The organism is Veillonella sp. VA141 (assembly GCF_003992175.1).
Taxonomy (GTDB): Bacteria; Bacillota; Negativicutes; order Veillonellales; family Veillonellaceae; genus F0422.
In genome coordinates, this window is the sequence record NZ_RQVM01000004.1 from 159,466 (window position 1) to 179,571 (window position 20,106).

Annotated in this window: 24 protein-coding genes and 1 tRNA gene; 22 read left to right on the plus strand and 3 right to left on the minus strand. The window is 39.3% G+C overall.

Translation table 11 applies throughout. The features are described from left to right. Window positions 1-38 precede the first annotated feature (38 nt). The 8 genes from rplA (at window position 39) to EO112_RS08285 (ending at window position 5,235) form a co-directional block, all read left to right on the plus strand. A complete protein-coding gene (gene rplA / locus EO112_RS05870) occupies window positions 39-749 on the plus strand; it encodes a 50S ribosomal protein L1 (protein WP_009353433.1) in 711 nt (236 codons plus the stop codon). A 181-nt stretch (window positions 750-930) separates the two neighbouring features. Next, window positions 931-1,434 (plus strand): 50S ribosomal protein L10, encoded by a 504-nt coding sequence (gene rplJ, locus EO112_RS05875; protein ID WP_009353339.1) that lies wholly within the window; start codon window positions 931-933, stop codon window positions 1,432-1,434. A 52-nt stretch (window positions 1,435-1,486) separates the two neighbouring features. Further along, window positions 1,487-1,858 (plus strand): 50S ribosomal protein L7/L12, encoded by a 372-nt coding sequence (rplL, locus tag EO112_RS05880; protein WP_009353354.1) that lies wholly within the window; start codon window positions 1,487-1,489, stop codon window positions 1,856-1,858. Between the two features lie 336 nt (window positions 1,859-2,194). Then, window positions 2,195-2,914 carry a YaaA family protein gene (locus EO112_RS05885; RefSeq protein ID WP_127163398.1) on the plus strand — a complete coding sequence of 240 codons (720 nt, stop codon included), beginning with the start codon at window positions 2,195-2,197 and terminating at the stop codon, window positions 2,912-2,914. Between the two features lie 31 nt (window positions 2,915-2,945). Then, a complete protein-coding gene (hydE, locus tag EO112_RS05890) occupies window positions 2,946-4,058 on the plus strand; it encodes a [FeFe] hydrogenase H-cluster radical SAM maturase HydE (protein WP_062401686.1) in 1,113 nt (370 codons plus the stop codon). An 18-nt stretch (window positions 4,059-4,076) separates the two neighbouring features. Further along, the gene (locus EO112_RS05895) at window positions 4,077-4,643 is read left to right on the plus strand and encodes a carbonic anhydrase (RefSeq protein WP_009353427.1); all 567 of its coding nucleotides are present in this window, start codon (window positions 4,077-4,079) and stop codon (window positions 4,641-4,643) included. A gap of 50 nt (window positions 4,644-4,693) precedes the next feature. After that, a tRNA-Ser gene (locus EO112_RS05900) sits at window positions 4,694-4,784 on the plus strand. A gap of 280 nt (window positions 4,785-5,064) precedes the next feature. Further along, window positions 5,065-5,235, plus strand: coding sequence for a hypothetical protein (locus EO112_RS08285; protein ID WP_156439335.1), 171 nt, complete (start codon window positions 5,065-5,067; stop codon window positions 5,233-5,235). 178 nt (window positions 5,236-5,413) lie between these two features. Here EO112_RS08285 and EO112_RS05905 read toward each other — a convergent pair whose 3' ends face one another. After that, a complete protein-coding gene (locus EO112_RS05905; protein ID WP_062401689.1) occupies window positions 5,414-6,073 on the minus strand; it encodes a YigZ family protein in 660 nt (219 codons plus the stop codon). A 347-nt stretch (window positions 6,074-6,420) separates the two neighbouring features. Here EO112_RS05905 and EO112_RS05910 point away from each other — a divergent pair, with 347 nt between their 5' ends. After that, window positions 6,421-8,574, plus strand: a complete 2,154-nt coding sequence (locus EO112_RS05910) for a cation-translocating P-type ATPase (RefSeq protein WP_127163400.1) — start codon at window positions 6,421-6,423, stop codon at window positions 8,572-8,574. 326 nt (window positions 8,575-8,900) lie between these two features. Here EO112_RS05910 and EO112_RS05915 read toward each other — a convergent pair whose 3' ends face one another. Further along, a complete protein-coding gene (locus EO112_RS05915; RefSeq protein ID WP_009353434.1) occupies window positions 8,901-9,089 on the minus strand; it encodes a hypothetical protein in 189 nt (62 codons plus the stop codon). A 528-nt stretch (window positions 9,090-9,617) separates the two neighbouring features. Between EO112_RS05915 and EO112_RS05920 the strand changes: the two genes are divergently transcribed. The 7 genes from EO112_RS05920 (at window position 9,618) to rimM (ending at window position 13,795) form a co-directional block, all read left to right on the plus strand. Then, window positions 9,618-10,439, plus strand: a complete 822-nt coding sequence (locus tag EO112_RS05920) for a MerR family transcriptional regulator (RefSeq protein WP_164723954.1) — start codon at window positions 9,618-9,620, stop codon at window positions 10,437-10,439. 224 nt (window positions 10,440-10,663) lie between these two features. Then, entirely contained in the window at window positions 10,664-10,987 is a 324-nt protein-coding gene (ylxM, locus tag EO112_RS05925) for a YlxM family DNA-binding protein (protein WP_127163402.1), read from the plus strand. A 1-nt stretch (window position 10,988) separates the two neighbouring features. After that, entirely contained in the window at window positions 10,989-12,338 is a 1,350-nt protein-coding gene (ffh, locus tag EO112_RS05930) for a signal recognition particle protein (protein ID WP_127163404.1), read from the plus strand. Window positions 12,339-12,365: 27 nt separating this feature from the next. Continuing rightward, window positions 12,366-12,629, plus strand: a complete 264-nt coding sequence (gene rpsP, locus EO112_RS05935) for a 30S ribosomal protein S16 (RefSeq protein ID WP_009353289.1) — start codon at window positions 12,366-12,368, stop codon at window positions 12,627-12,629. Window positions 12,630-12,650: 21 nt separating this feature from the next. Further along, window positions 12,651-12,878, plus strand: coding sequence for a KH domain-containing protein (locus EO112_RS05940; protein ID WP_127163406.1), 228 nt, complete (start codon window positions 12,651-12,653; stop codon window positions 12,876-12,878). A 12-nt stretch (window positions 12,879-12,890) separates the two neighbouring features. Continuing rightward, on the plus strand, window positions 12,891-13,298 hold the full coding sequence (locus EO112_RS05945; protein ID WP_127062411.1) for a YlqD family protein: 408 nt from the start codon (window positions 12,891-12,893) through the stop codon (window positions 13,296-13,298). Then, window positions 13,298-13,795, plus strand: a complete 498-nt coding sequence (gene rimM, locus EO112_RS05950) for a ribosome maturation factor RimM (protein WP_127163408.1) — start codon at window positions 13,298-13,300, stop codon at window positions 13,793-13,795. The genes EO112_RS05945 and rimM overlap by 1 nt, the downstream gene beginning before the upstream one ends. A gap of 60 nt (window positions 13,796-13,855) precedes the next feature. Here the strand turns inward: rimM and EO112_RS05955 are convergent, their stop codons facing one another. Then, window positions 13,856-15,271 (minus strand): nucleotidyltransferase family protein, encoded by a 1,416-nt coding sequence (locus EO112_RS05955; RefSeq protein ID WP_127163410.1) that lies wholly within the window; start codon window positions 15,269-15,271, stop codon window positions 13,856-13,858. A gap of 175 nt (window positions 15,272-15,446) precedes the next feature. On the opposite strand from EO112_RS05955, the gene EO112_RS05960 reads away from it, so the two are divergent. The 6 genes from EO112_RS05960 (at window position 15,447) to ruvA (ending at window position 20,104) form a co-directional block, all read left to right on the plus strand. After that, complete coding sequence (locus EO112_RS05960) at window positions 15,447-16,013, plus strand: hypothetical protein (protein WP_009353283.1); 567 nt, start codon at window positions 15,447-15,449, stop codon at window positions 16,011-16,013. Between the two features lie 3 nt (window positions 16,014-16,016). Next, entirely contained in the window at window positions 16,017-17,231 is a 1,215-nt protein-coding gene (locus tag EO112_RS05965) for an acetate/propionate family kinase (RefSeq protein WP_009353440.1), read from the plus strand. A gap of 119 nt (window positions 17,232-17,350) precedes the next feature. Continuing rightward, on the plus strand, window positions 17,351-17,977 hold the full coding sequence (locus tag EO112_RS05970; RefSeq protein WP_009353277.1) for a hypothetical protein: 627 nt from the start codon (window positions 17,351-17,353) through the stop codon (window positions 17,975-17,977). A gap of 263 nt (window positions 17,978-18,240) precedes the next feature. Then, the gene (radC, locus tag EO112_RS05975) at window positions 18,241-18,915 is read left to right on the plus strand and encodes a DNA repair protein RadC (RefSeq protein WP_009353338.1); all 675 of its coding nucleotides are present in this window, start codon (window positions 18,241-18,243) and stop codon (window positions 18,913-18,915) included. Between the two features lie 69 nt (window positions 18,916-18,984). Next, on the plus strand, window positions 18,985-19,485 hold the full coding sequence (gene ruvC / locus EO112_RS05980) for a crossover junction endodeoxyribonuclease RuvC (RefSeq protein ID WP_009353415.1): 501 nt from the start codon (window positions 18,985-18,987) through the stop codon (window positions 19,483-19,485). A gap of 7 nt (window positions 19,486-19,492) precedes the next feature. Beyond that, entirely contained in the window at window positions 19,493-20,104 is a 612-nt protein-coding gene (gene ruvA / locus EO112_RS05985) for a Holliday junction branch migration protein RuvA (protein WP_062401725.1), read from the plus strand. The last annotated feature ends 2 nt before the right edge of the window (window positions 20,105-20,106 follow it).

Consider the following 20,106-nt stretch of genomic DNA (forward strand, 5'->3'; position numbering starts at 1 on the left):
GAGGGACATCCCGTTACACCACATAAGGAGGAATAAAAATGGCAAAAGTAGGTAAGAAATATGCTGAAGCAGTAAAACTTATCGAAGCAGATAAATTCTACGAACCAGTAGAAGGTATTGAATTAGTTAAGAAAACTGCCACTGCAAAATTCGACGAAACAATCGAAATCGCTTTCAATTTGAACGTCGATCCTAAATACGCTGATCAACAAGTTCGTGGTGCCGTTGTATTACCACATGGTACAGGTAAAACTCAACGCGTACTCGTATTTGCGAAAGGCGACAAAATTAAAGAAGCTGAGGATGCTGGCGCAGATATCGTTGGTTCCGAAGAATTAGTAGCAAAAGTACAAGGTGGTTTCAGCGACTTCGACGTTGTTGTAGCTACTCCTGACATGATGGGCCAAGTTGGTCGTTTAGGTAAAATTTTAGGTCCTAAAGGCTTAATGCCAAACCCTAAAGTTGGTACTGTAACACCTGACGTAGCTCGTGCTGTTAGCGAAATTAAAGCAGGTAAAATCGAATACCGTACAGACAAAGCTGGTATCATTGCATGTCCTATCGGTAAAGCATCTTTTGATGATGCGAAATTACTTGACAATTTCCGTACAATCGTTGATACTATTGTTAAAGCTAAACCTGCAGCAGCTAAAGGTCAATACATTAAAACTGTGACACTTAGCTCCACTATGGGTCCTGGCGTTCCTATGAACGTGTTTAAATTAACAAGCACTAGCAAGGAACAATAATTATATATGTTCTCTTAGCTGTAGACGGCTGGCATCATTTGATTTAATGAGGAAACTCGCCCGCTGAGGCTGAATCCAATCTATTATGGAATGGTTCTCGACCTCAACGTCTTCGTTGAGGTCGTTTTTACGCTAAGATAGTACATAGAAAATCACCAAAAATCTACAAGGAGGTATTCTAATGGCTGTCACTCAACAAAAACAAGCAGTTGTAGCTCAAATGAAAGAAACTCTTTCTGAAGCGAAAGGTGCTGTATTAGTTGGTTATAGCGGTTTGACTGTTGCTCAAGTAACAGATCTTCGTCGTAAATTCTTGGCTGAAGGTGTAGAATACAAAGTAATCAAAAATACTTTGACTCGCATCGCTGCTAACGAATTAGGTTACGAAGCTTTCTCTGAGCATTTAGAAGGTCCTACTGCATTAGCAACTTCTAGCACAGACGCTGTAGCTCCAGCTCGTATTCTTGAAAACTTCATTAAAGACACAAAAACTGAAGCTTTAACTGTTAAAGCTGGTATTGTGGAAGGTGAAGTTCTTGACGCTGCAAAAGTACAAGAAATTGCAAACTTGCCGAACCGCGAAGGTATGCTTTCCATGCTTCTTTCCGTGCTTCAAGCTCCAGTTCGCAATGTAGCTTACGCAGTAAAAGCTGTTGCGGAAGCAAAAGACGAAACTGTTGCATAATAGCAACACAATTAACTAAGAAAACATATATCAAAAATGGAGGATATCAATCATGGCATTGAACATCGAAAACATCGTTGCTGAATTAGAAACTGCAACTATTTTAGAACTTAATGATCTTGTAAAAGCAATCGAAGACAAATTCGGCGTAACTGCTGCTGCTCCTGTAGCTGTAGCTGCTGCTGGTGCTGCTGCTGGCGGTGCTGACGCTAAATCCGAATTCGACGTAATTCTTAAAGACGCTGGTGCTTCCAAAATCAACGTAATCAAAGTTGTACGTGAAGCTACTGGTTTAGGCTTAAAAGAAGCTAAAGCTATCGTTGACGGCGCTCCTGCTGCTGTTAAAGAAGGCGTAGCTGCTGCTGACGCTGAAGCTTTAAAAGCTAAATTAGAAGAAGCTGGCGCAACAATCGAATTGAAATAATCGATAAAGCGTATAACAAAGCCCCTTGAACACTTGTGTTTGAGGGGTTTTCTTTACTTATAATTTTTCTAATATTCTTGATATGATATGGTCTTTGTCTATAATATATGAGAGGAATAGAATAAGATTGTGGAATGCATCATGGGTATTAAAAAGATACTTAAATATGTATGATGGAGTCCATATCCATTTTATTCGATGTATGATATACTATATAAGTCTACAACAATACTATGAATACTAACAAGATTGAAAATAGATAATATCATGATTATTGGGTATTAAATAAATAGATATATTAAACGATAGAATAGTACTGTTAGAATAGAGGAGACTATGAAACTAATTATATCCCCTAGTAAAACAAAAGATATAAAAGGCACTCCTAGTGGACCTATGTTTGCATCATATATGACGGAGCAAATTGTGAAACACATGCAAGGTGTATCAAAAGAAGGTCTAGGGAAGGCTTTAAAAATAAAAGATACAGTTTTAGATGAAGTATATGATTTTTATCAAAATTATGACAAAGAAGTAGAAGGTATGGCAGCGCTTAGCTATGACGGGCTATCTTTCAAAAATTTTGATTATGATGGACTTTCAGAGGAAGGAAAAGCATTCGCCAATACCCATGTATGGATAGGGTCTGCCTTGTATGGCTTAGTAGCCCCTAACAGTGGTATCAAAGGATATCGGCTGGATTTAATTGATCCTGTATTGAAAGAGGAAAAAACAAATCTCTATGCCTGGTGGCAACCTTTAGTGGATGCCGCTGTAGGTGAGGAAGATTGGATACTCAATTTGGCATCTAAGGAATATTCTAAATGGATTAACCATCCTAAGATGGTAACCATAGAATTTTTAGAGCATCGTAATGGTGTGTGGAAGCAGCTTAGTACATCGTCAAAACAGATGCGTGGTTCATTGGCACATTATATCTGTGAACATCAAGTGACAGAACTTTCACAGTTACCAAAAGAATTAAAAGGATTTGTATTGGATCCATTGCCTACAGATATAGATGGGTCAATTATCATTGCCTATCGTAAGGAATAATAAGTATTACATGTGTTCTAATAGAGGAAATATGACAGTAGATAGTATTTTACAAAAAGATCTCGTCGGTGACGAGTGGTTAACGGAAGAGGAACTACGATTCCTTATGACCATTACGGATGAGGAAGAATTACAAAAAATATATAAAAAAGCCTATGAGGTAAAAGCTGCTTACGTAGATAAGGTAGCCTATTACCGTGGACTCATTGAGTTTTCCAATCGTTGTATCAAAAACTGTTTATATTGTGGTATCCGTCATGAAAACAGCAAGACAGAACGATTTGATATGTCTCGTGATGACGTATTAAAAATGGCACAATGGGCCTACGACCATGAGTATGGCTCTTTAACATTACAGTCCGGAGAACGTACGGATGATGCCTTTGTAGATTATGTGGTGGATTTAATTCGCGATATTAAAAAGTTAAGCAACAATGAGCTAGGCATCACCATGTGTGTAGGGGAGCAATCGGAAGAAGCATACCGACGTATGCGTGAAGCAGGTGCGGACCGGTATCTTCTTCGCATTGAAACGACGAATAAAGACTTATTTGAGATGATCCATCCAAAGGATGCCTTACACTCCTTTGAGACACGTGTGAATTGCTTGAAATCTTTGCGCAAGGTAGGATTTCAAGTCGGTACCGGTGTTATGATTGGTTTACCTGGACAAACACTAGATGATCTTGTCAACGACATTTTATTCTATCGTGATATGGATATCGATATGATTGGTATGGGACCGTATGTGGTACATCATGATACTCCTCTAGGGCAACGTGCTTTGGAGTTAGGCATAGACTCACAAGAGGGTAAACTAGAGCGGGTGCAGTTAGGATTAAAAATGATTGCCTTAACACGTCTATTCTTAAAAGATGTTAATATTGCAGCTACCACAGCATTGCAAGCTTTAGACAAACTAGGTCGTGAAAAAGGATTGGCGGCTGGAGCGAATATCTTAATGCCTATCATTACAGTACCAGAGCATCGTGCGAAGTATTTATTATATGATAATAAGCCATGTGTGGATGATAATGCAGACCAATGTAAAGAGTGTTTAACTCGTCGAGTGATGTCTATTGGTGATCGTGTAGGTTGGAAACAGCAAGGTAATTCACAACATTATAAAAAACGAATTCGATAATTTTATGTGAGGTGACTGATGAATTTATTAAATGAAATATTACGACATAATCGAGAATTTCTAGACAGTACGACCAAAGAACATGGGGATGAGCCACCAACAGTAAGTAAGGTGCCAACTCGTGAAATTGCGATTTTGACGTGTATGGATACGAGATTAGTAAACTTTATGGAGCAGGCTCTCGGCATTGAACGGGGTCATGCAAAGGTGATTAAATCGGCGGGTAACTCCATTTCAGGTATGTTTGATAGCGTGGTACGTAGTTTGTTAGTTTGCATCTATGAGCTAGGAGTATCTGAAATTTTTGTGATCGGTCATTATGAGTGCGGTATGGCGAAAACTACTTCTGAAAGTTTGACTACAGCCATGTTGTCGCGTGGTGTAGCACCTGAGGCGATTCAAATGGTGCGTCACGAATTAGAGCATTGGGCCGATGGATTTTCTCACCCAGTAGATAATGTACAAGAAACGGTGAGCATGCTTCGAATGAATCCGTTGATACCCAAAGATGTGGCAGTTCATGGATTAATGATGCATCCAAATTCTGGAGAAGTAGAAGTTGTAGAAGTTGGCTATGAACTTTAAAAAAGAATTGACAAATTGAATCTTTCTATGGTATTCTTAGTAAGTATCATGGAGGATTACTCAAGAGGCTGAAGAGGACGGTTTGCTAAATCGTTAGGTCGGGTTACCGGCGCTAGGGTTCGAATCCCTAATCCTCCGCCACAGGACAAGAGCACATATGTTATACATGTGTGCTTTTTGTTTTTTATTTTATTAAAAATCGTCAAATAAACGTCAAAAAGTTATATCTAATATGCTTGTTAGTTATCATTAAATTTGATTTAATAAAAATACTATAAAAAGTATTATAAAAAATAGTTTATGAGATAATAACTATCTGTCATTTCACAAATGTTTTGGACTCTTGTATACTACAGACATGCAATAAGAGTACACTTAACTGGAAGAGTAGAGTGTTATGACAAGGAAGGAAGTAACTAATATGAGTTTAGTAACAGCATGGATAGAAAATTTAAAAAAACATCGTTTAGAAGCATGTGAAGCAAGTCAATGTAAAGATAATAGCATTAAAGGCTGGCCACATCCTTGGACTTCTGAATTACAAGATGAAGAAGTTGTAGAAGTGTTTGTAGCAGAATGCTGCAGCCATTAATTTAGCGTACTTTCCCTTTATATAGAGGACTCCAACAAGAAGCACAAAAAACCACGGTGAAGGAAGACACCGTGGTTTTTTGTTGCTTATGTTAGAAACTGAGTATCCTTTAGTTAAAAGGTTTAAATCAGAAGTCTTATTTGATGATTACCTGTCGTGTATATGTGAGATGTAACCCTTACTCTTCAGATATATTTGTGGTATAGGGCAATTCTACCATACGAACATCTTGCAATTGCCAAGTTAAGTTACCACCAGTTAGATTCGTCAAATCAGCTTCTAAGGAGGTCACAGCTTCTGGTTCTACATAGATTTCAATAGATACTAGATCTGTAAACGATGCTGTATAGTGAAGCCCTAGAGTTTGTAGTTGGCGCTCTATGGCTCCAAAGTTAGAATAATCTATGGAGATAGTCACAATTTGGCGAGGTGCAATAAGTAGTTTAGCCCCTTCTTGGACAGCCTTAGCTGCACTATGAGAGTACGCACGAATGAGTCCTCCTGCACCTAACTTAATACCTCCGAAATAACGAGTAACCACGACAGCTACATTTGTAATGCCTGTTTTTTTTAATACTTCTAGCATCGGCTTTCCTGCCGTCCCTGAGGGCTCTCCATTGTCAGAGGAACGCTGTTGTTCTTGGCGAGGGCCGATAGCATAGGCGGTGCAGTTGTGAGTAGCATCCCAAAATTCTTTGGATATACGTTGGATAAATGTTTGTGCTTCTGCTTCAGTAGTAACAGGAGCGATAGTAGAAATGAAACGTGACTTTTCGATAATATATTCAGTTCTAAACTCATTGGCTATAGTGATATAAGATTGGGGGATATCTGACATAGAAACTCCTGTATATGAATAATAAATATTAGTTTACAATCCTTGTGTATCTATAGTATAACATAAGTTAGTGGAACACTGTTGCTATACGAAATATAGAGTGTTAGATCTGTATAATCGGACAGCGTAACACGGACAGGATACAATAGTTTGTGTAAATACGGTGGGTTAGACAATCGATAGCTATCAAATCGCTGTAAGCCACATACTGCAAGATTTGTATAAGAAATATACTGTTAAATTTGTATAGGGTATATACTATGAAAAAGGTTGGATATATGTTAATATATTCATAGTAATAAATATAGGTATCTTTCACATAGAAGCATATAGCATGAGGAGGAAGTATGCATAAAGAAGAATTTTCTATTATTGGCATGCACTGCGCTGCTTGCGTAGGGCGTGTAGAAAAAGCAGTTAGCAAATTAGATGGTGTAGAAGATGTGAAAGTCAATTTGCTCACCAATAAAGGAACCGTAACGTATACAGAAGGTAGCACAATAGGTGCGGCAGAGGTCATTGCTGCTATTGAAAAGATTGGCTTTGAAGCACATATTGCTACTGATGCGGATATGAAGGTAGAAAAACCATCTCATAAAGGGCAATATATTCGCTTAGGTGTGGCAGCCCTCATGGCGATCCCTATGATGGTATCCATGATGGGTCACTATTTATGGCATTGGCCGATGTTATCTCATGAAATTGAATTAGTCTTAGCTACGATTGCTCAATTTGGAGCGGGCTGGATTTTTTATACTAGCGCTTTTGCGGCGATTCGCAGTGGCACGCTTACTATGGATGTGCTCGTAGCATTAGGCACGTCCGTAGCGTACGGATTTAGTATCTATCAAATGGCAGTAGGGAATCATGATGTGTATTTTGAAACCTCTGCGTGGCTTATTACCTTTATTTTATTAGGTAAATTATTGGAAGAAATTGCTAAGGGACGTACGTCTGAGGCTATTCAAAAATTAGTGGCATTACAACCTAGCGTGGCCCATGTGGAACGCAATGGGGAGTGGATGGATATTCCTACGAAGGAGATTGTCCTAGGTGACAAAATCCAAGTACGGGCCGGCGAAAAAGTGCCAGTAGATGGAATTATTTTAGAAGGTCATTCCACAGTGGATGAGGCTATGCTGACAGGTGAAAGCGTACCTGTAGAAAAAGGTCAGTCTAGTCAAGTCATAGGCGCCACAGTTAACATGTCGGGCACATTTATTATGAAAGCCACTGCTATTGGGGAGGAAACTATGTTATCCCAAATCATCAAAGTAGTGGAACAAGCGCAAGCATCTAAAGCGAGCATTCAGCGTATCGCGGATGTGGTAGCATCCTATTTTGTGCCGGTAGTCATCGGTATTGCCATTCTTACCATGATTATTTGGTATTTTGCATTAGGATCTACGGTAGGAGAAGCTTTATTATATGGCACAGCTGTGCTTGTAATTGCCTGCCCGTGCGCCTTGGGGTTGGCGACACCCACATCCATCATGGTAGGTTCAGGCCTTGGGGCAGAACATGGTGTGCTTATTAAAAGCGCAGAATTTTTAGAAAAAGCAGGTCATATCAATGCCATCATCATGGATAAAACTGGGACTTTAACGGAAGGAAAGCTATCTGTTACGAAAGTGATATATACAGCAGGTGATGAAATGTATAATTTGGCTTTCACAGTGAATCTTGAAAAAGGATCCACTCACCCTATTGCACAAGCCATTGCTAAATACGGTGCTAGCAAAGGCGTGCCACAAATGATCGTGAAAGACTTCCAAGATATTCCAGGAAAAGGATTGGAAGGACATATAGCGGATAAATTGATTCGGGTTGGTCATACTCGCTGGATGCAAGAACTAGGTGTTGATATCACGCCATGGCAAGCGGAGATCCACAGTCTGGAAGAACAAGGCAATTCTGTATCCGTCTTGTTAGTAGACGGCACAGTACACGGTATTTGGGCTGTAGCAGATACATTGCGTCCAGAAACTCCTGAGGTTGTAAAGGCTTTACAAGAGCAAGGCATCGATGTGTGGATGGTCACAGGAGACAATGCGCGCACAGCGAACTATATAGCTGCCCAAGCAGGAATTACTCACGTAGTAGCGGAAGTACTGCCACAAGATAAAGCAAATACCATCGCCACATTACAAAGTCAAGGAAAATCCGTTGGCATGGTGGGAGATGGTATCAATGATGCGCCAGCTTTAGCGCTAGCAGATATTGGATTTGGTATCGGTCATGGTACGGACGTAGCCATTGAGGCGGCGGATATCGTATTAGTGCGAAATGATTTGCGCACCTTAGTACAAGCCGTGACGATTAGTCGTAAAACGATGACAAATATTAAACAAAATTTATTCTGGGCATTGATCTTTAACTGCATTGGTATTCCATTGGCAGCGATAGGGTATTTGAGCCCTATCATTGCCGGAACCGCCATGGCATTTAGCTCTGTTACGGTGGTGAGCAATGCATTGCGATTAAAACGTGCAAAAGTGTAATCATCGGCCTATATGATGATCCGGAGAAGTTCATAACTTTATTGTAATATCTATGTAATAGGGCTTACATGAATATTCACCGTATGCCATACAATAGACAAGGACTATAACAAATACGAACTAGGTACGATTTGCTATAGTCCTTTTTGTGGATATTATACAAAATGCTGGAATTATGTATATAAGAGTGGTTAGTAATAGTTTTAACACAAAAATAGAACCCCAACTCAAGGGAAGAAGAGTTGGGGTTTTGTTTCGGACATCGTCCTATCTATTTCACTCAAAGGTTGGGGTATATTCTAATAGTATGGGCGTACGTATTTGAATCAACCTTTTTTGTGCTTACATTTACCAGCCGTGTTGCCGCTCATAATGCGGTTGAACATAGCATGGATTTCCTCGGAAGATTGACCTTCTTCACGAGCTGCTTCAATATGACGCATTGCCATATCGTAGCGTGCTAATTTTTCTGGATCGTTCGCGTAAAATTCGCGACCTTTGTGTCCACATGCCATAGGAATAGCCTCCTTTTACAATATAGTTTATACTTATTAACTTGCTCATTGAGAACTCCTGTACATCTAGTACCTGTCCTCTGTTATTATAATAAAGTATATGGTTGTGGTGGAGTCAACAAATAAAAAGAATTATTTTTAAAATTTTTCATATCTGTTATTAACCATTGATAGTATAAGGTTTATAGAACTTGAAAGGTTTTGGACTAGACTTTTTTATGAGAATTAATTTAATAATAGATAAAAATATATGAATGAAACTCAATATATTAAAAAGCCCATAGTTATGCTATAGTATAGGTGTAGTTAAAACTATATACCTGTAGTTTAGTTTTACTAAAACACTTATGTATTACAGGAAATAAAATAAAAGAAGTATTATAAAGATTGCAGATAATATAGAGATTGCAAATATTGTGAATGTATTATAAGCAATACAAGTATTAAGAGGATTAAAGGCGTTACATGTATTAAATCTGTTAGAAGACCTAAATGCCTGTTGGAAATACAGTAGAAAGGATAGTATCTATGCGAAATATTTATATGACGATTGGAGATGTGTCGAAAATTTATGGCATATCAAAACAAACGATCTTATACTATGAAAAATTAGGACTATTTCTGCCAGCAAAAATTGAAGATAATGGATACCGCTATTACACATTAGAAGAGTGCTATCGATTAGAGATTATTTTGACCCTAAAAAAACTAAATCTATCCTTGAAAGATATTCAAGACTATGTGGAACATCGAGGTCCGCATATGTTGAAAACCTTATTAGAAGATGCACGCTATGGCTTTGATCGAGAGATTAATGATTTATATACAAATAAAATGAATTTAGAGAGAACCTTATTTAACTTAGAACGATATTTAAAAATACCTAAAAATCGATTATTCTTTGGTATGAAAGAAGAATCTTTTTATGCACTAACTTCTTATGATGCAACAGAAAAAGGAAAGAAAAAGTTGTTTACTTTATTAGAACATCAAGCTAGGCTTATAGAGGAAGTCCCTTTTAAAGCTATTCAAATTGGTATGGCTATCGATGGAGAAGACTATGAACAGGGAGATATCACCAAGTACAGCCATTATTGTACAGATGTAGGGTTTGATTATGAAGGAGACATGGAGATTGTTACTCGTCCTAGAGGGATGTATCTAGAAATGTTTTATACGGGTCTTTATGAAGAACAGGCTCAGTGGATGTACGATAAAGTAAGTAGTTATTTGTCTTATGAGGGATTACAAATTGCAGGTTCCGTATATATAGAACCAGTACGGAATTATTGGACAGAGACAAAACGTGAAGACTATTTATCTAAAATTACAGTACCTGTTGAGGAATAGGTGAAACATGTACGCCGAAAAATTGGAAACAAAATATAAAAAATGAGTTACCATAAGACGCGATGCAGTACAAAATATTATAAGATGTTGTGGTATAGATTATTTTGTGTGTAAAGGCAATTCACTTTACAACTATTGACAAGTTAGGTAAATATTGTTAATATAGGGTGTAAATATTTTTTGCTTGACAGATAATGCTTTCAAAACGCTTAGAAGGAGGGATCATGGAAGAACGAATGACAATTAGTTTGTTGTTAGATTTTTATGGATCTTTGCTGACGGAGCGACAACGAGAGTGTTATACCTTACATCATGAAGATGATATGTCACTAGGTGAAATTGCAGAAGAAATGCATATCTCTAGGCAAGCTGTTCATGATAATATTGAACGAGCAAAAGCTAGTATGGAGGGGTATGAACAAAAGTTACACCTCATTGAACAATATTTACTACGGCGAAAGATTGTGAAACAGATTAGAGAAGAGCTAGTATCTGCTGCCATTACATATGAATCGATTCAATCATTATTAACACAATTGGAGGGCTAGTATGGCTTTTGAAAATTTAACGCATAAATTACAAGAAGCCTTTGCATCCTTAAAAGGAAAAGGTAAAATTTCTGAAGAAGATGTTAATCTAGCGTTACGACAAGTTCGGTTTGCTTTGTTAGAAGCTGACGTAAACTTTGGAGTAGCGAAAGATTTCATTGCCCGTATCAAGGATAAAGCCTTGGGTGAGGAAGTGTTTGGTTCCTTGAACCCAGCGCAAACGGTCATTAAAATTGTGAATGACGAATTAACCGAGTTATTAGGTGGCACTGAAAGTCGTATTATGATTTCTCCGAAACCTCCCACAATCATTATGTTGGTAGGTTTACAAGGGGCAGGTAAAACGACTACGGCTGGTAAGCTGTCTGTACATCTTCGTAAACAAGGTAAGAATCCAATGCTAGTAGCAGCCGATGTGTATCGTCCAGCAGCGATTAAGCAATTGCAAGTAGTGGGAGCTCAAATCGATGTTCCTGTATTTGCGAATGAAACGCCAGGTGCGAATCCTGTGGAGATTGCTAAAGCGGGTATTGAAGAGGCAAAACGCTTATTCAAAGACATTGTTATCATCGATACAGCAGGTCGCTTAGCCATCGATGAAACCTTGATGGATGAACTAGCTAATATCAAGGGTGAAGTAAAACCGCATGAAATCTTACTAGTGGTGGATGCCATGATTGGTCAAGATGCAGTAGGCACAGCCGAAGCATTCAATAATTACCTAGGCCTCGATGGTGTCATTCTAACGAAAATGGATGGCGATGCCCGTGGTGGTGCAGCACTTTCTATTAAAGCTGTCACAGGTACGCCAATTAAGTTTACCGGTACTAGCGAAAAAATGGATGGTTTAGAAGTATTCCATCCAGATCGTATGGCATCTCGTATTCTTGATTTAGGCGATTTCAAAACGTTGATTGAAAATGTGCAAAGTTCTATCGATGAAGAAGAAGCGAAAAAAATGGCAGAGAAAATGGCCAAAAATAGCTTTACTTTAGATGATTTCTTAGCGCAAATGAACCAAATACGCAAATTAGGGCCCTTGCAAAATATCTTGGGTATGTTACCAGGTATGGGGAAATTGAAGGACCAATTAGCAGGTTTTGATTTAGATAATAAAGAAGTGCGTCAAATTGAAGCTATCATCAAATCTATGACGATGGCAGAACGTACGAATCCTAATATATTGAATGGATCTCGGCGCAAACGTATTGCGGCAGGATCTGGCACTACAGTGCAGCGAGTAAATCAACTGATTAAACAGTTCGATGATGCTCGTAAGTTTATGAAGCAGATGCAGTCTATGAGCAAAGGTAAGAAGGGGATGTTCCCTAAATTACCGTTCATGGGATAATATTCTATTTAAGGAGGTGAAAGAAGAATGTTAAAAATCCGTTTAACTCGTTTAGGTGCTAAAAAAGCTCCTTTCTATCGTATCGTTGTTGCTGACTCCCGCGCTCCACGCGAAGGTCGTCCAGTTGATACAGTAGGTCAATACGATGCTACTAAAAACCCAGCAATCGTTAATATTGACGAAGAGAAAGCATTAGAATGGTTGGGTAAAGGTGCACAACCTACTGATACTGTTCGCTCCTTGTTCAAAAAACATGGTGTTATGCAAAAATTTGCTGACGCTAAAAAATAATTAATAGAGAGGCGTACTGTGATGCAAGAATTAATTACATTAATTGTTCAATCATTAGTTAAGCAACCTGAAGCCGTTTCTGTTACTATGGAAGTTCACGATCAAGTGGAAGTCTATGAAATCCGTGTCGCTCCTGATGATATGGGTAAAGTAATTGGAAAGCAAGGTAAGATTGCGAAAGCGATTCGCGCTGTGGCTAAAGCAGCGGCTATTAAAGAGAACAAGAAGATATCCGTTGATATTGTCTAAAAGGGTGGTAACATGGAAGAAATGACATTACGCGTACCCGTGGCAATTAAGTCTAAGGTTACGGACACTTTAAAAAACAAAATTATTGCTGATTTACAACAACAAATGGATATGGTAGATCAAGATTTACAACAAATCGAATTCCAAGCTAAACGTTTGTTAAGTGAACAAGCAAAAATTGATGCACAAGGTTTAATCCAATTGCGTCAACAAATCGAGGAAGAAAAGCAACAACGCGTAGCTTTCAAAACTCAAGTAGCAGAGCGTTTGAAAGAAGCAGAAAAGCTTGAAATTGGTTCTGAAATTGCCCAAGGTCAAATGGAGCAAACTATTACTGTGAAAATCGGTGATAATTTAGATGCTCTTATGGGATCTGAAATTTTGCTAGAAGATGGCAAAGTTGTGGCATTCCGTCAATAATGGATACACAAGAACTGATTACCATCGGTGTGATCGTCGCTCCGCACGGTGTGCGGGGCGATGTTCGTATATTACCGAGAACAGATTTTCCTGAGCGGTTTATGAAAATGGATGAATGCTACATCAATGGTCAACTATACCATATTACATCTGCAAAATTTCATAAACAGTTTATCTTGGCTACCTTTAAAGAGTTACCTGATCGCACAGCTGTGGAGCGTTTAGGTAAGCAAGAAATTAAAGTGCCAAGAAAAGATTTGGTGGAATTGCCAGAAGATAGATATTATATCTTTGAAATCGAAGGCCTTGCCGTAGAAGATACAGAAGGTAATGATTTAGGCATTGTAAAAGAAGTACTACAACCTGGTGCAAACGATGTGTATGTAGTCGCTAAAGAGGGGGAGCCAGATTTATTATTACCAGCTTTGAAAACAGTGGTGTTAACCATTGATATTGAAGGTGGTAAGATAATCGTAGATCCTCCAGAATGGTTGTAATAGAAAAGTCCCTTGTACTGAGTGCAATGATGCGTTCAGTACAGGGGACTTTTTGTGGTTTTATACATATATGGGACTGGTGGTGAAATCATAATGACTACCTCGATAATTAGGATTATCTACAGTCATTCGCCATAGTTTACTAGCTAGTTGATCTTGCTCACACAGTACTTTAGTAGTACCTGTTGCACTTTGGCAAAAAGGAGCCCATTTTTGGACGACTGGAATGGAGGAACGTTTTTCTTTTAAGTATTGACGGCCTCTGTCGTTGAAAGCGAGCAGCCGTCCATAGGTAGGTCCTTGTTGATGGCACTCTTGGAACATCTTTTTGGTGCGGCGGAAGAGGCTGTAGGTAGCGATGCGATCGAGACGAGCATAGGTGTAGCGTTTTGATTTTAAACTTTCACGGGCTTGCTCCCAAGAGGCGAGGGCACTCGCAGTGAGCCATGCCTCCTCTAAACCGTCGCTCATATCCTGTAGAGTTTGCAAATCTTCTTTGCTTGATACACGGCTAGCGAAATGAATCATGTCATAATAGCGCTCTAAGTTAGTGTAATAGTTGGATTCTACAATGTCCATAGCGAGAGGTGCTACCATAGGGGGCAAGTAGTGATGCCACTTGAAAGTGTCTTCTTCTAAAGAAGAGGTATCGATACCTAATTCATCTAATGAGATAGATGAATCAATTCCTAATGAGGCATAAGGTGGGTAGGCAGTATCCAATACTTGCTGCTTGTCCTGAGAACGGAATAGACTAGAAGAGGTTTGCTTAGAGGAATAAATAGCGTTTCGTAAGGCTGTGCCAGATGGAAACGAATCATCTAAGGTTGGATTGTGATGGGAACTAGTCCGTTTCACGGGAATGATGTCTAATCCGATATGATAGCGATGTAAGGCGCGTATGTATTCAATACCTAGGATAGTATTAGGGTCAGAGTCCAATATAGACATATGGTTTGAGGTTTCTAATGAATTGTTCTCGGATGTGTTTTTGCCTGAGGCATCATTGGTATTCATTGAGGTACTTACTGAATAATACTGCTGGATTGCTTTGCGTAAGGCGGTACCATAGGAGTACCCTTGCCCTAAAAGAGTACGCAACGATTCTTGCGTACTAGGATGATCAAGAACCTCGGCAACGGATACAAGTTCCTCTACTTGTGTATGGCTGGCACCAAATGAGATAGCGTCACACCCTAGGGCATGTAATAATCTGACACCACCGGATGCAAAATATTCTGCAGAACTAACGGCGAACATAGAAGGTAGTTCAAAGACGATATCAGCACCGCTCATAACAGCCCATTGAGCACGGTGAAATTTAGAAAATATGGCAGGTGTCCCCCGTTGCACAAAGTCGCCACTCATCACAACGAGCAAGGTTGTTTCTGGATACTTTTGTCGTAACCCTTCTAGTTGGTGTGCATGCCCTTTATGAAAGGGATTATATTCTGCAATAATTCCGATGGTATTCATGGTTTAGTACCTCCTCTTATGTATAGTATAACAGACTATCTATTTGATTGATATGCGCAATAGTTATATGCGATAGAAGTGCTATGTATGGAAGAAGTCATAAAAAAGGGTAGAAAAAAACGTGAATTTAATGTTATAATTGGGTGTAGAAAATGTGTCTATTAGAGGTAATTATATGAAACAATATATCATAGCCCTTGGTTTAGGGATGGTGTTGTTCTTGGGTGGCTGTGGTAGTCAACAAGCCATCGATACCTATAGTTTTGGTCAGAAAGTCATCAATGTAGGTCAATCTGAAGTGATTGTGGATTCTCCTTTTGACTTCGGTCAGTTGGATAGAATTACAGCTAATGAAAAGGGACAACCTTTAACCATCTATGCAGGACTAGATAAAAATTATGGTGTCTATGTGAGTGCTACACAGGCTTCTACAGGAGCACCATTGCCAACACTAGAAGAGGGCGCAAAATTAGGACAACAAGCTTTGGTGAAAGAATTAGGCCAAACGGGTGCTAATATACCATGGGACCAAGAGCAAGTGCAGGTGGACGGCGTACAGGCTGTGAAATCTACGATGCTAGCAGGTGCTAATGGACAAAAAATTAGGTTTACTCAGTATACTTTCATTAATAAAGGTGTACTGTGGAATATACGCTATTCATACAGTGATAGTTCCCCACAAGGAGAAGAAATCAATCAACGTGTGAATGGGCACATTCAAGTTACTAAGAAAGAGGGATAAGACATGAACGTTTTAGTTGTAAACTGCGGTAGCTCCTCCTTGAAGTATCAATTAATTGATATGGAGCATGAAGTTGTATTGGCGAAAGGTCAATTTGAAAAAATCGGTTCCGATGATGCTATTTTCACTCATCGCCGTCCAGATGCTGAAAAATTAGAACGCATCGAACCAGTAGCTGACCACAAAGTGGCGTTACAAGTCTTATTGGATATTTTAGTTGATCCAGAACATGGCGTGATTGGTTCCATGGATGAAATCGACGCTGTAGGTCATCGTGTAGTACATGGTGCTGAAAAATTTGCTGATTCCGTATTAATTACACCAGCAGTGATGGAAGCTTTGGAAGAATGCGCAAAAATCGCTCCACTTCACAATCCTCCAAATATCCAAGGTATCGAAGCATGCCAAAAAATTATGCCAAATGTACCACAAGTTGGTGTATTTGATACAGCATTCCATCAAACAATGCCAGCTGAGGCATTCTTATATGGTCTTCCATACGAAGCATACACTGATTTAGGTGTTCGCCGTTATGGTTTCCATGGTACTTCCCACAAATATGTGGCACAACGTGTAGCTGAATTGATGGGTAAACACATGTCCGATCTTCGTATCGTATCCTGTCACTTAGGTAATGGTTCTTCTGTTACTGCAATCAAAGGTGGTCGTTCCATCGATACTTCCATGGGTTTCACTCCATTGTCCGGTTTAATCATGGGTACTCGTTGTGGTGATATTGACCCAGCTATCGTACCTTACTTGATGGAAAAATGGGATATGACATACCATGAAATCGATGCTATCATGAATAAAAAATCTGGTGTATTTGGTATTTCTGGCGTTTCCAATGACTTCCGCGTTATCGAAGAAGCTGCTGAAGAAGGCAATAAACGTGCGCAATTAGCATTGGATATGTTCCATTACAAAGTACGTGCTACAATCGGTGCTTACGTGGCTGTTATGGGTGGCGTTGATGCTATCGTATTCACAGCTGGTATCGGTGAAAATGGTATTGGCAACCGTGACGCAATCTGCAATGGTTTAGAATACTTAGGTACTCGTATTGACCCTGAACGCAACAATGTTCGTGGTAAAGAAGCGGAAATCAGTGCAGAAGGTTCCAAAGTTAAAATCTTTGCAATCCCTACAAATGAAGAAATCATGATCGCTCGTGATACAAAACGTATTACAGCTCCATTAGTGATGAAAAACTGGTAATCTTTGATTACTTGTGAAAGAGTCCCCTCTATGAGGGGCTCTTTTTTTGTTGACAAATGCTTTCATCGGTTGTTATTCTAACAGTAGGATGATGATACTGTTGATGAAAGGATGAGATCATGTCTATACAATATCAAGAACAATCGAAACGATCCAAAGCTGGCATTGCATTAGTTACTGTATTTATTGTGATAGCATTGGGTGCGTTGGCATATAGTGTATGGCGCTATGTGGAGTTAGGTAGTATAGCCTTAGCGGAAATATTAATAGAAGGAATGATTCTATTTGTCCTTGTATCGCAGGCAGTGGGGACCTATACATTTAGGTTGACCGAATCGGATCTCATCATTGATGAGGTAGGCTTATTAGGAAAGAAACGAATGATCATTCCTTATACAATGATCAACGGGGTCTACCAATTTAAACAATCCATGATGCCCCCATTGAAATTTCGCTATAAATATCGTAAATTATCGTCCACTGATGATCGCCCTGTATGGGCCTTAGCTTACTCAGTGGTAGAAGGGAAAAAGTTAAAACATGGCCGTGTGTTATTAAAAGCAGAACAAGAGTTGTTTGATGTTTTAGCGCAGCATGTACCGAATTTGATACAGGTGAAAGAAGACCAAGTTGTCTTTCATGCGTATCTAAGAGAAGATGCTTTCAAACATGGAGAAGATTTTGCGATCTATGCAGCCAATGTATATGGGCAAGGTCAAGCGGGTGCAGAGGATGTGAAAGAATAAGCTTTTCTTAGTATAGGTTAGAAAGGGAGTTTACCCTAAGCAGATTGTTATCATTAGACCTCGACTGAGGTGGAATCTGTGGGAGAAGTTGGATAAAGTTTGAACAAAATAAAAGGATTTTCCTAATCTATAGCGAATTTATAGTATAAAGAAAGATATATAAGTGCCCACGATGGGTACATAGTGATGCGTCACACTCTTTGGAGTGTGGCGTGTTGTCGTTTATAGGGCTAAAGGATGTACTTTCAAATGTTGGAGGAATTATGTTGGATTTACAATCATATCAAATGCCACGAGAAAAATTCATTGCCTTAGGAGCTGAAGCGTTAGAATTAGAAGAATTATTAGCCATTTTATTGCGTACAGGATGCAAGGGTTCCACCGTCTTAGAAGTGGCTCATGAAGTGGTGAAACGCATGGAAGGATTGGTAGGAGGCTTGAACAATGTTACGATAGATGCTTTGCGAGAAATTGATGGCATTGGGCAAGACAAGGCGGTGACTATTTGTGCGGCTATCGAACTGGGCAGACGTCTAGGACAGATGAAAGTGAAACGAGATTGGGAAGATTTTAGCACTCCGGAGGCGGCAGCTAATTACATGATGGAACGTCTTCGTCATAAAACAGAAGAACACTTTTATGTCTTATTATTGACGGTAAAAAATAAATTGATTAAGCCTGTTCTGATTTCTAAAGGAGGGTTAACTAGTAGTACGGCGGAGCAACGAGCAGTATTCCGTCAAGCTATCGATGCCAATGCGGCGGCTATTATTTTGATGCATAATCACCCATCAGGAGATCCTACCGAGAGTAGTGATGATGTACGGGTGACTAAAATATTTGCTAGAGCTGGAGAAGTGATGGGTATCCCTGTGTTGGATCATATCATTATTGGTGATGGCATCTATGTAAGCTTATTAGAAAAAGGGATACTATAGGTGCAGATGTTCTATAAATTTGCTATAATTAAATGATTGGAACAATGAAAAGAAATCAGAGGTTATAGCGTGCGAATTATTGGAATAGATCCAGGCTATGCGATTTGTGGATATGGTATCATCGATGTCATAGGAAGCTCTTTAAAACCTGTTACCTATGGAGTGATAACCACAGAGGCAAAAACGCCAGAAGCAAGCCGGTTAGAAATTATATTTAATGAACTAAGCGATATTTTAGAAGAATTTCGCCCTCAAAAGTTTGGTATAGAAAAATTGTACTTTGCCCGCAATGTAACGACGGGTATCGGCGTAGCACAAGCAAGAGGTGTTACCTTATTGGCGGCGAGTCAACAAGACTTACCAATTTACGAATATACACCATTGCAGGTGAAACAATCTGTGGTGGGCTATGGAAAAGCTACAAAAGAGCAGGTCACGTATATGACAATGAACTTATTGGGGATTCGTGAAAAAATTAAGCCTGATGATGCGGCTGATGCCTTAGCGATTGCTATATGTACAGCCCATAGTTCCCATACAGATACATTGAAGCAAATTTTACAATTGTGAGGAGTTTATGATTGCATATATAAAAGGGGTTGTCACCCATCGATTGCTAGATTCGGTGTACGTGAATGTCCATGATGTGGGCTATCGTGTGTACGTACCTAGTTCAGTGCAAAGTCAGTTGCAAGTAGGTGAAGAAACTTGTTTATTCACGTATACTAATGTTCGTGAAGATGCTATTCAGTTATATGGCTTTTTGACGATGGAAGATTATGAGTTGTTTTTACTGCTCATCTCCGTATCAGGAGTGGGACCTAAATTGGGTCTTGGCATTTTATCGGCCATAAGTCCAGAACATTTTGTAGGACTCATCATTAGTGGTGATACAAAAGGTCTTCAGAAATTGCCTGGTATTGGTAAAAAATCAGCAGAGCGATTGGTGCTAGAGTTAAAAGATAAAATTGAAAGCCTCGGTATTGCAGGAACTTTCACACCAACGGGAAGAATTTCACCAGTAGAACAAGTGCCTGTAGGTACTACCGAAGAAGTGCTAGAAGCACTTATGGCATTAGGATACAGCGCACAAGAAGTGCAGCCGGTAATCCAAGAAGTTTACGATGGCACACAAGAAGTACCAGTCTTATTAAAACAAGTATTAGCGGCATTGGGTAAAGGGCGATAAGA

What these genes read in the sequence shown, in the direction of transcription:
- ylxM (WP_127163402.1), top strand. Translation starts at nt 10,664, where the DNA reads ATGGAAGAACGAATGACAATTAGTTTGTTGTTAGATTTTTATGGATCT.
- EO112_RS05965 (WP_009353440.1), top strand. Translation starts at nt 16,017, where the DNA reads ATGAACGTTTTAGTTGTAAACTGCGGTAGCTCCTCCTTGAAGTATCAA.
- rplL (WP_009353354.1), top strand. Translation starts at nt 1,487, where the DNA reads ATGGCATTGAACATCGAAAACATCGTTGCTGAATTAGAAACTGCAACT.
- EO112_RS05895 (WP_009353427.1), top strand. Translation starts at nt 4,077, where the DNA reads ATGAATTTATTAAATGAAATATTACGACATAATCGAGAATTTCTAGAC.
- rplA (WP_009353433.1), top strand. Translation starts at nt 39, where the DNA reads ATGGCAAAAGTAGGTAAGAAATATGCTGAAGCAGTAAAACTTATCGAA.
- EO112_RS05960 (WP_009353283.1), top strand. Translation starts at nt 15,447, where the DNA reads ATGAAACAATATATCATAGCCCTTGGTTTAGGGATGGTGTTGTTCTTG.
- hydE (WP_062401686.1), top strand. Translation starts at nt 2,946, where the DNA reads ATGACAGTAGATAGTATTTTACAAAAAGATCTCGTCGGTGACGAGTGG.
- rpsP (WP_009353289.1), top strand. Translation starts at nt 12,366, where the DNA reads ATGTTAAAAATCCGTTTAACTCGTTTAGGTGCTAAAAAAGCTCCTTTC.
- ruvA (WP_062401725.1), top strand. Translation starts at nt 19,493, where the DNA reads ATGATTGCATATATAAAAGGGGTTGTCACCCATCGATTGCTAGATTCG.
- EO112_RS08285 (WP_156439335.1), top strand. Translation starts at nt 5,065, where the DNA reads ATGAGTTTAGTAACAGCATGGATAGAAAATTTAAAAAAACATCGTTTA.
- radC (WP_009353338.1), top strand. Translation starts at nt 18,241, where the DNA reads ATGTTGGATTTACAATCATATCAAATGCCACGAGAAAAATTCATTGCC.
- rimM (WP_127163408.1), top strand. Translation starts at nt 13,298, where the DNA reads ATGGATACACAAGAACTGATTACCATCGGTGTGATCGTCGCTCCGCAC.
- EO112_RS05940 (WP_127163406.1), top strand. Translation starts at nt 12,651, where the DNA reads ATGCAAGAATTAATTACATTAATTGTTCAATCATTAGTTAAGCAACCT.
- EO112_RS05915 (WP_009353434.1), bottom strand. Translation starts at nt 9,089, where the DNA reads ATGGCATGTGGACACAAAGGTCGCGAATTTTACGCGAACGATCCAGAA.
- ffh (WP_127163404.1), top strand. Translation starts at nt 10,989, where the DNA reads ATGGCTTTTGAAAATTTAACGCATAAATTACAAGAAGCCTTTGCATCC.
- EO112_RS05920 (WP_164723954.1), top strand. Translation starts at nt 9,618, where the DNA reads ATGCGAAATATTTATATGACGATTGGAGATGTGTCGAAAATTTATGGC.
- EO112_RS05970 (WP_009353277.1), top strand. Translation starts at nt 17,351, where the DNA reads ATGTCTATACAATATCAAGAACAATCGAAACGATCCAAAGCTGGCATT.
- rplJ (WP_009353339.1), top strand. Translation starts at nt 931, where the DNA reads ATGGCTGTCACTCAACAAAAACAAGCAGTTGTAGCTCAAATGAAAGAA.
- EO112_RS05955 (WP_127163410.1), bottom strand. Translation starts at nt 15,271, where the DNA reads ATGAATACCATCGGAATTATTGCAGAATATAATCCCTTTCATAAAGGG.
- EO112_RS05885 (WP_127163398.1), top strand. Translation starts at nt 2,195, where the DNA reads ATGAAACTAATTATATCCCCTAGTAAAACAAAAGATATAAAAGGCACT.
- EO112_RS05945 (WP_127062411.1), top strand. Translation starts at nt 12,891, where the DNA reads ATGGAAGAAATGACATTACGCGTACCCGTGGCAATTAAGTCTAAGGTT.
- EO112_RS05905 (WP_062401689.1), bottom strand. Translation starts at nt 6,073, where the DNA reads ATGTCAGATATCCCCCAATCTTATATCACTATAGCCAATGAGTTTAGA.
- EO112_RS05910 (WP_127163400.1), top strand. Translation starts at nt 6,421, where the DNA reads ATGCATAAAGAAGAATTTTCTATTATTGGCATGCACTGCGCTGCTTGC.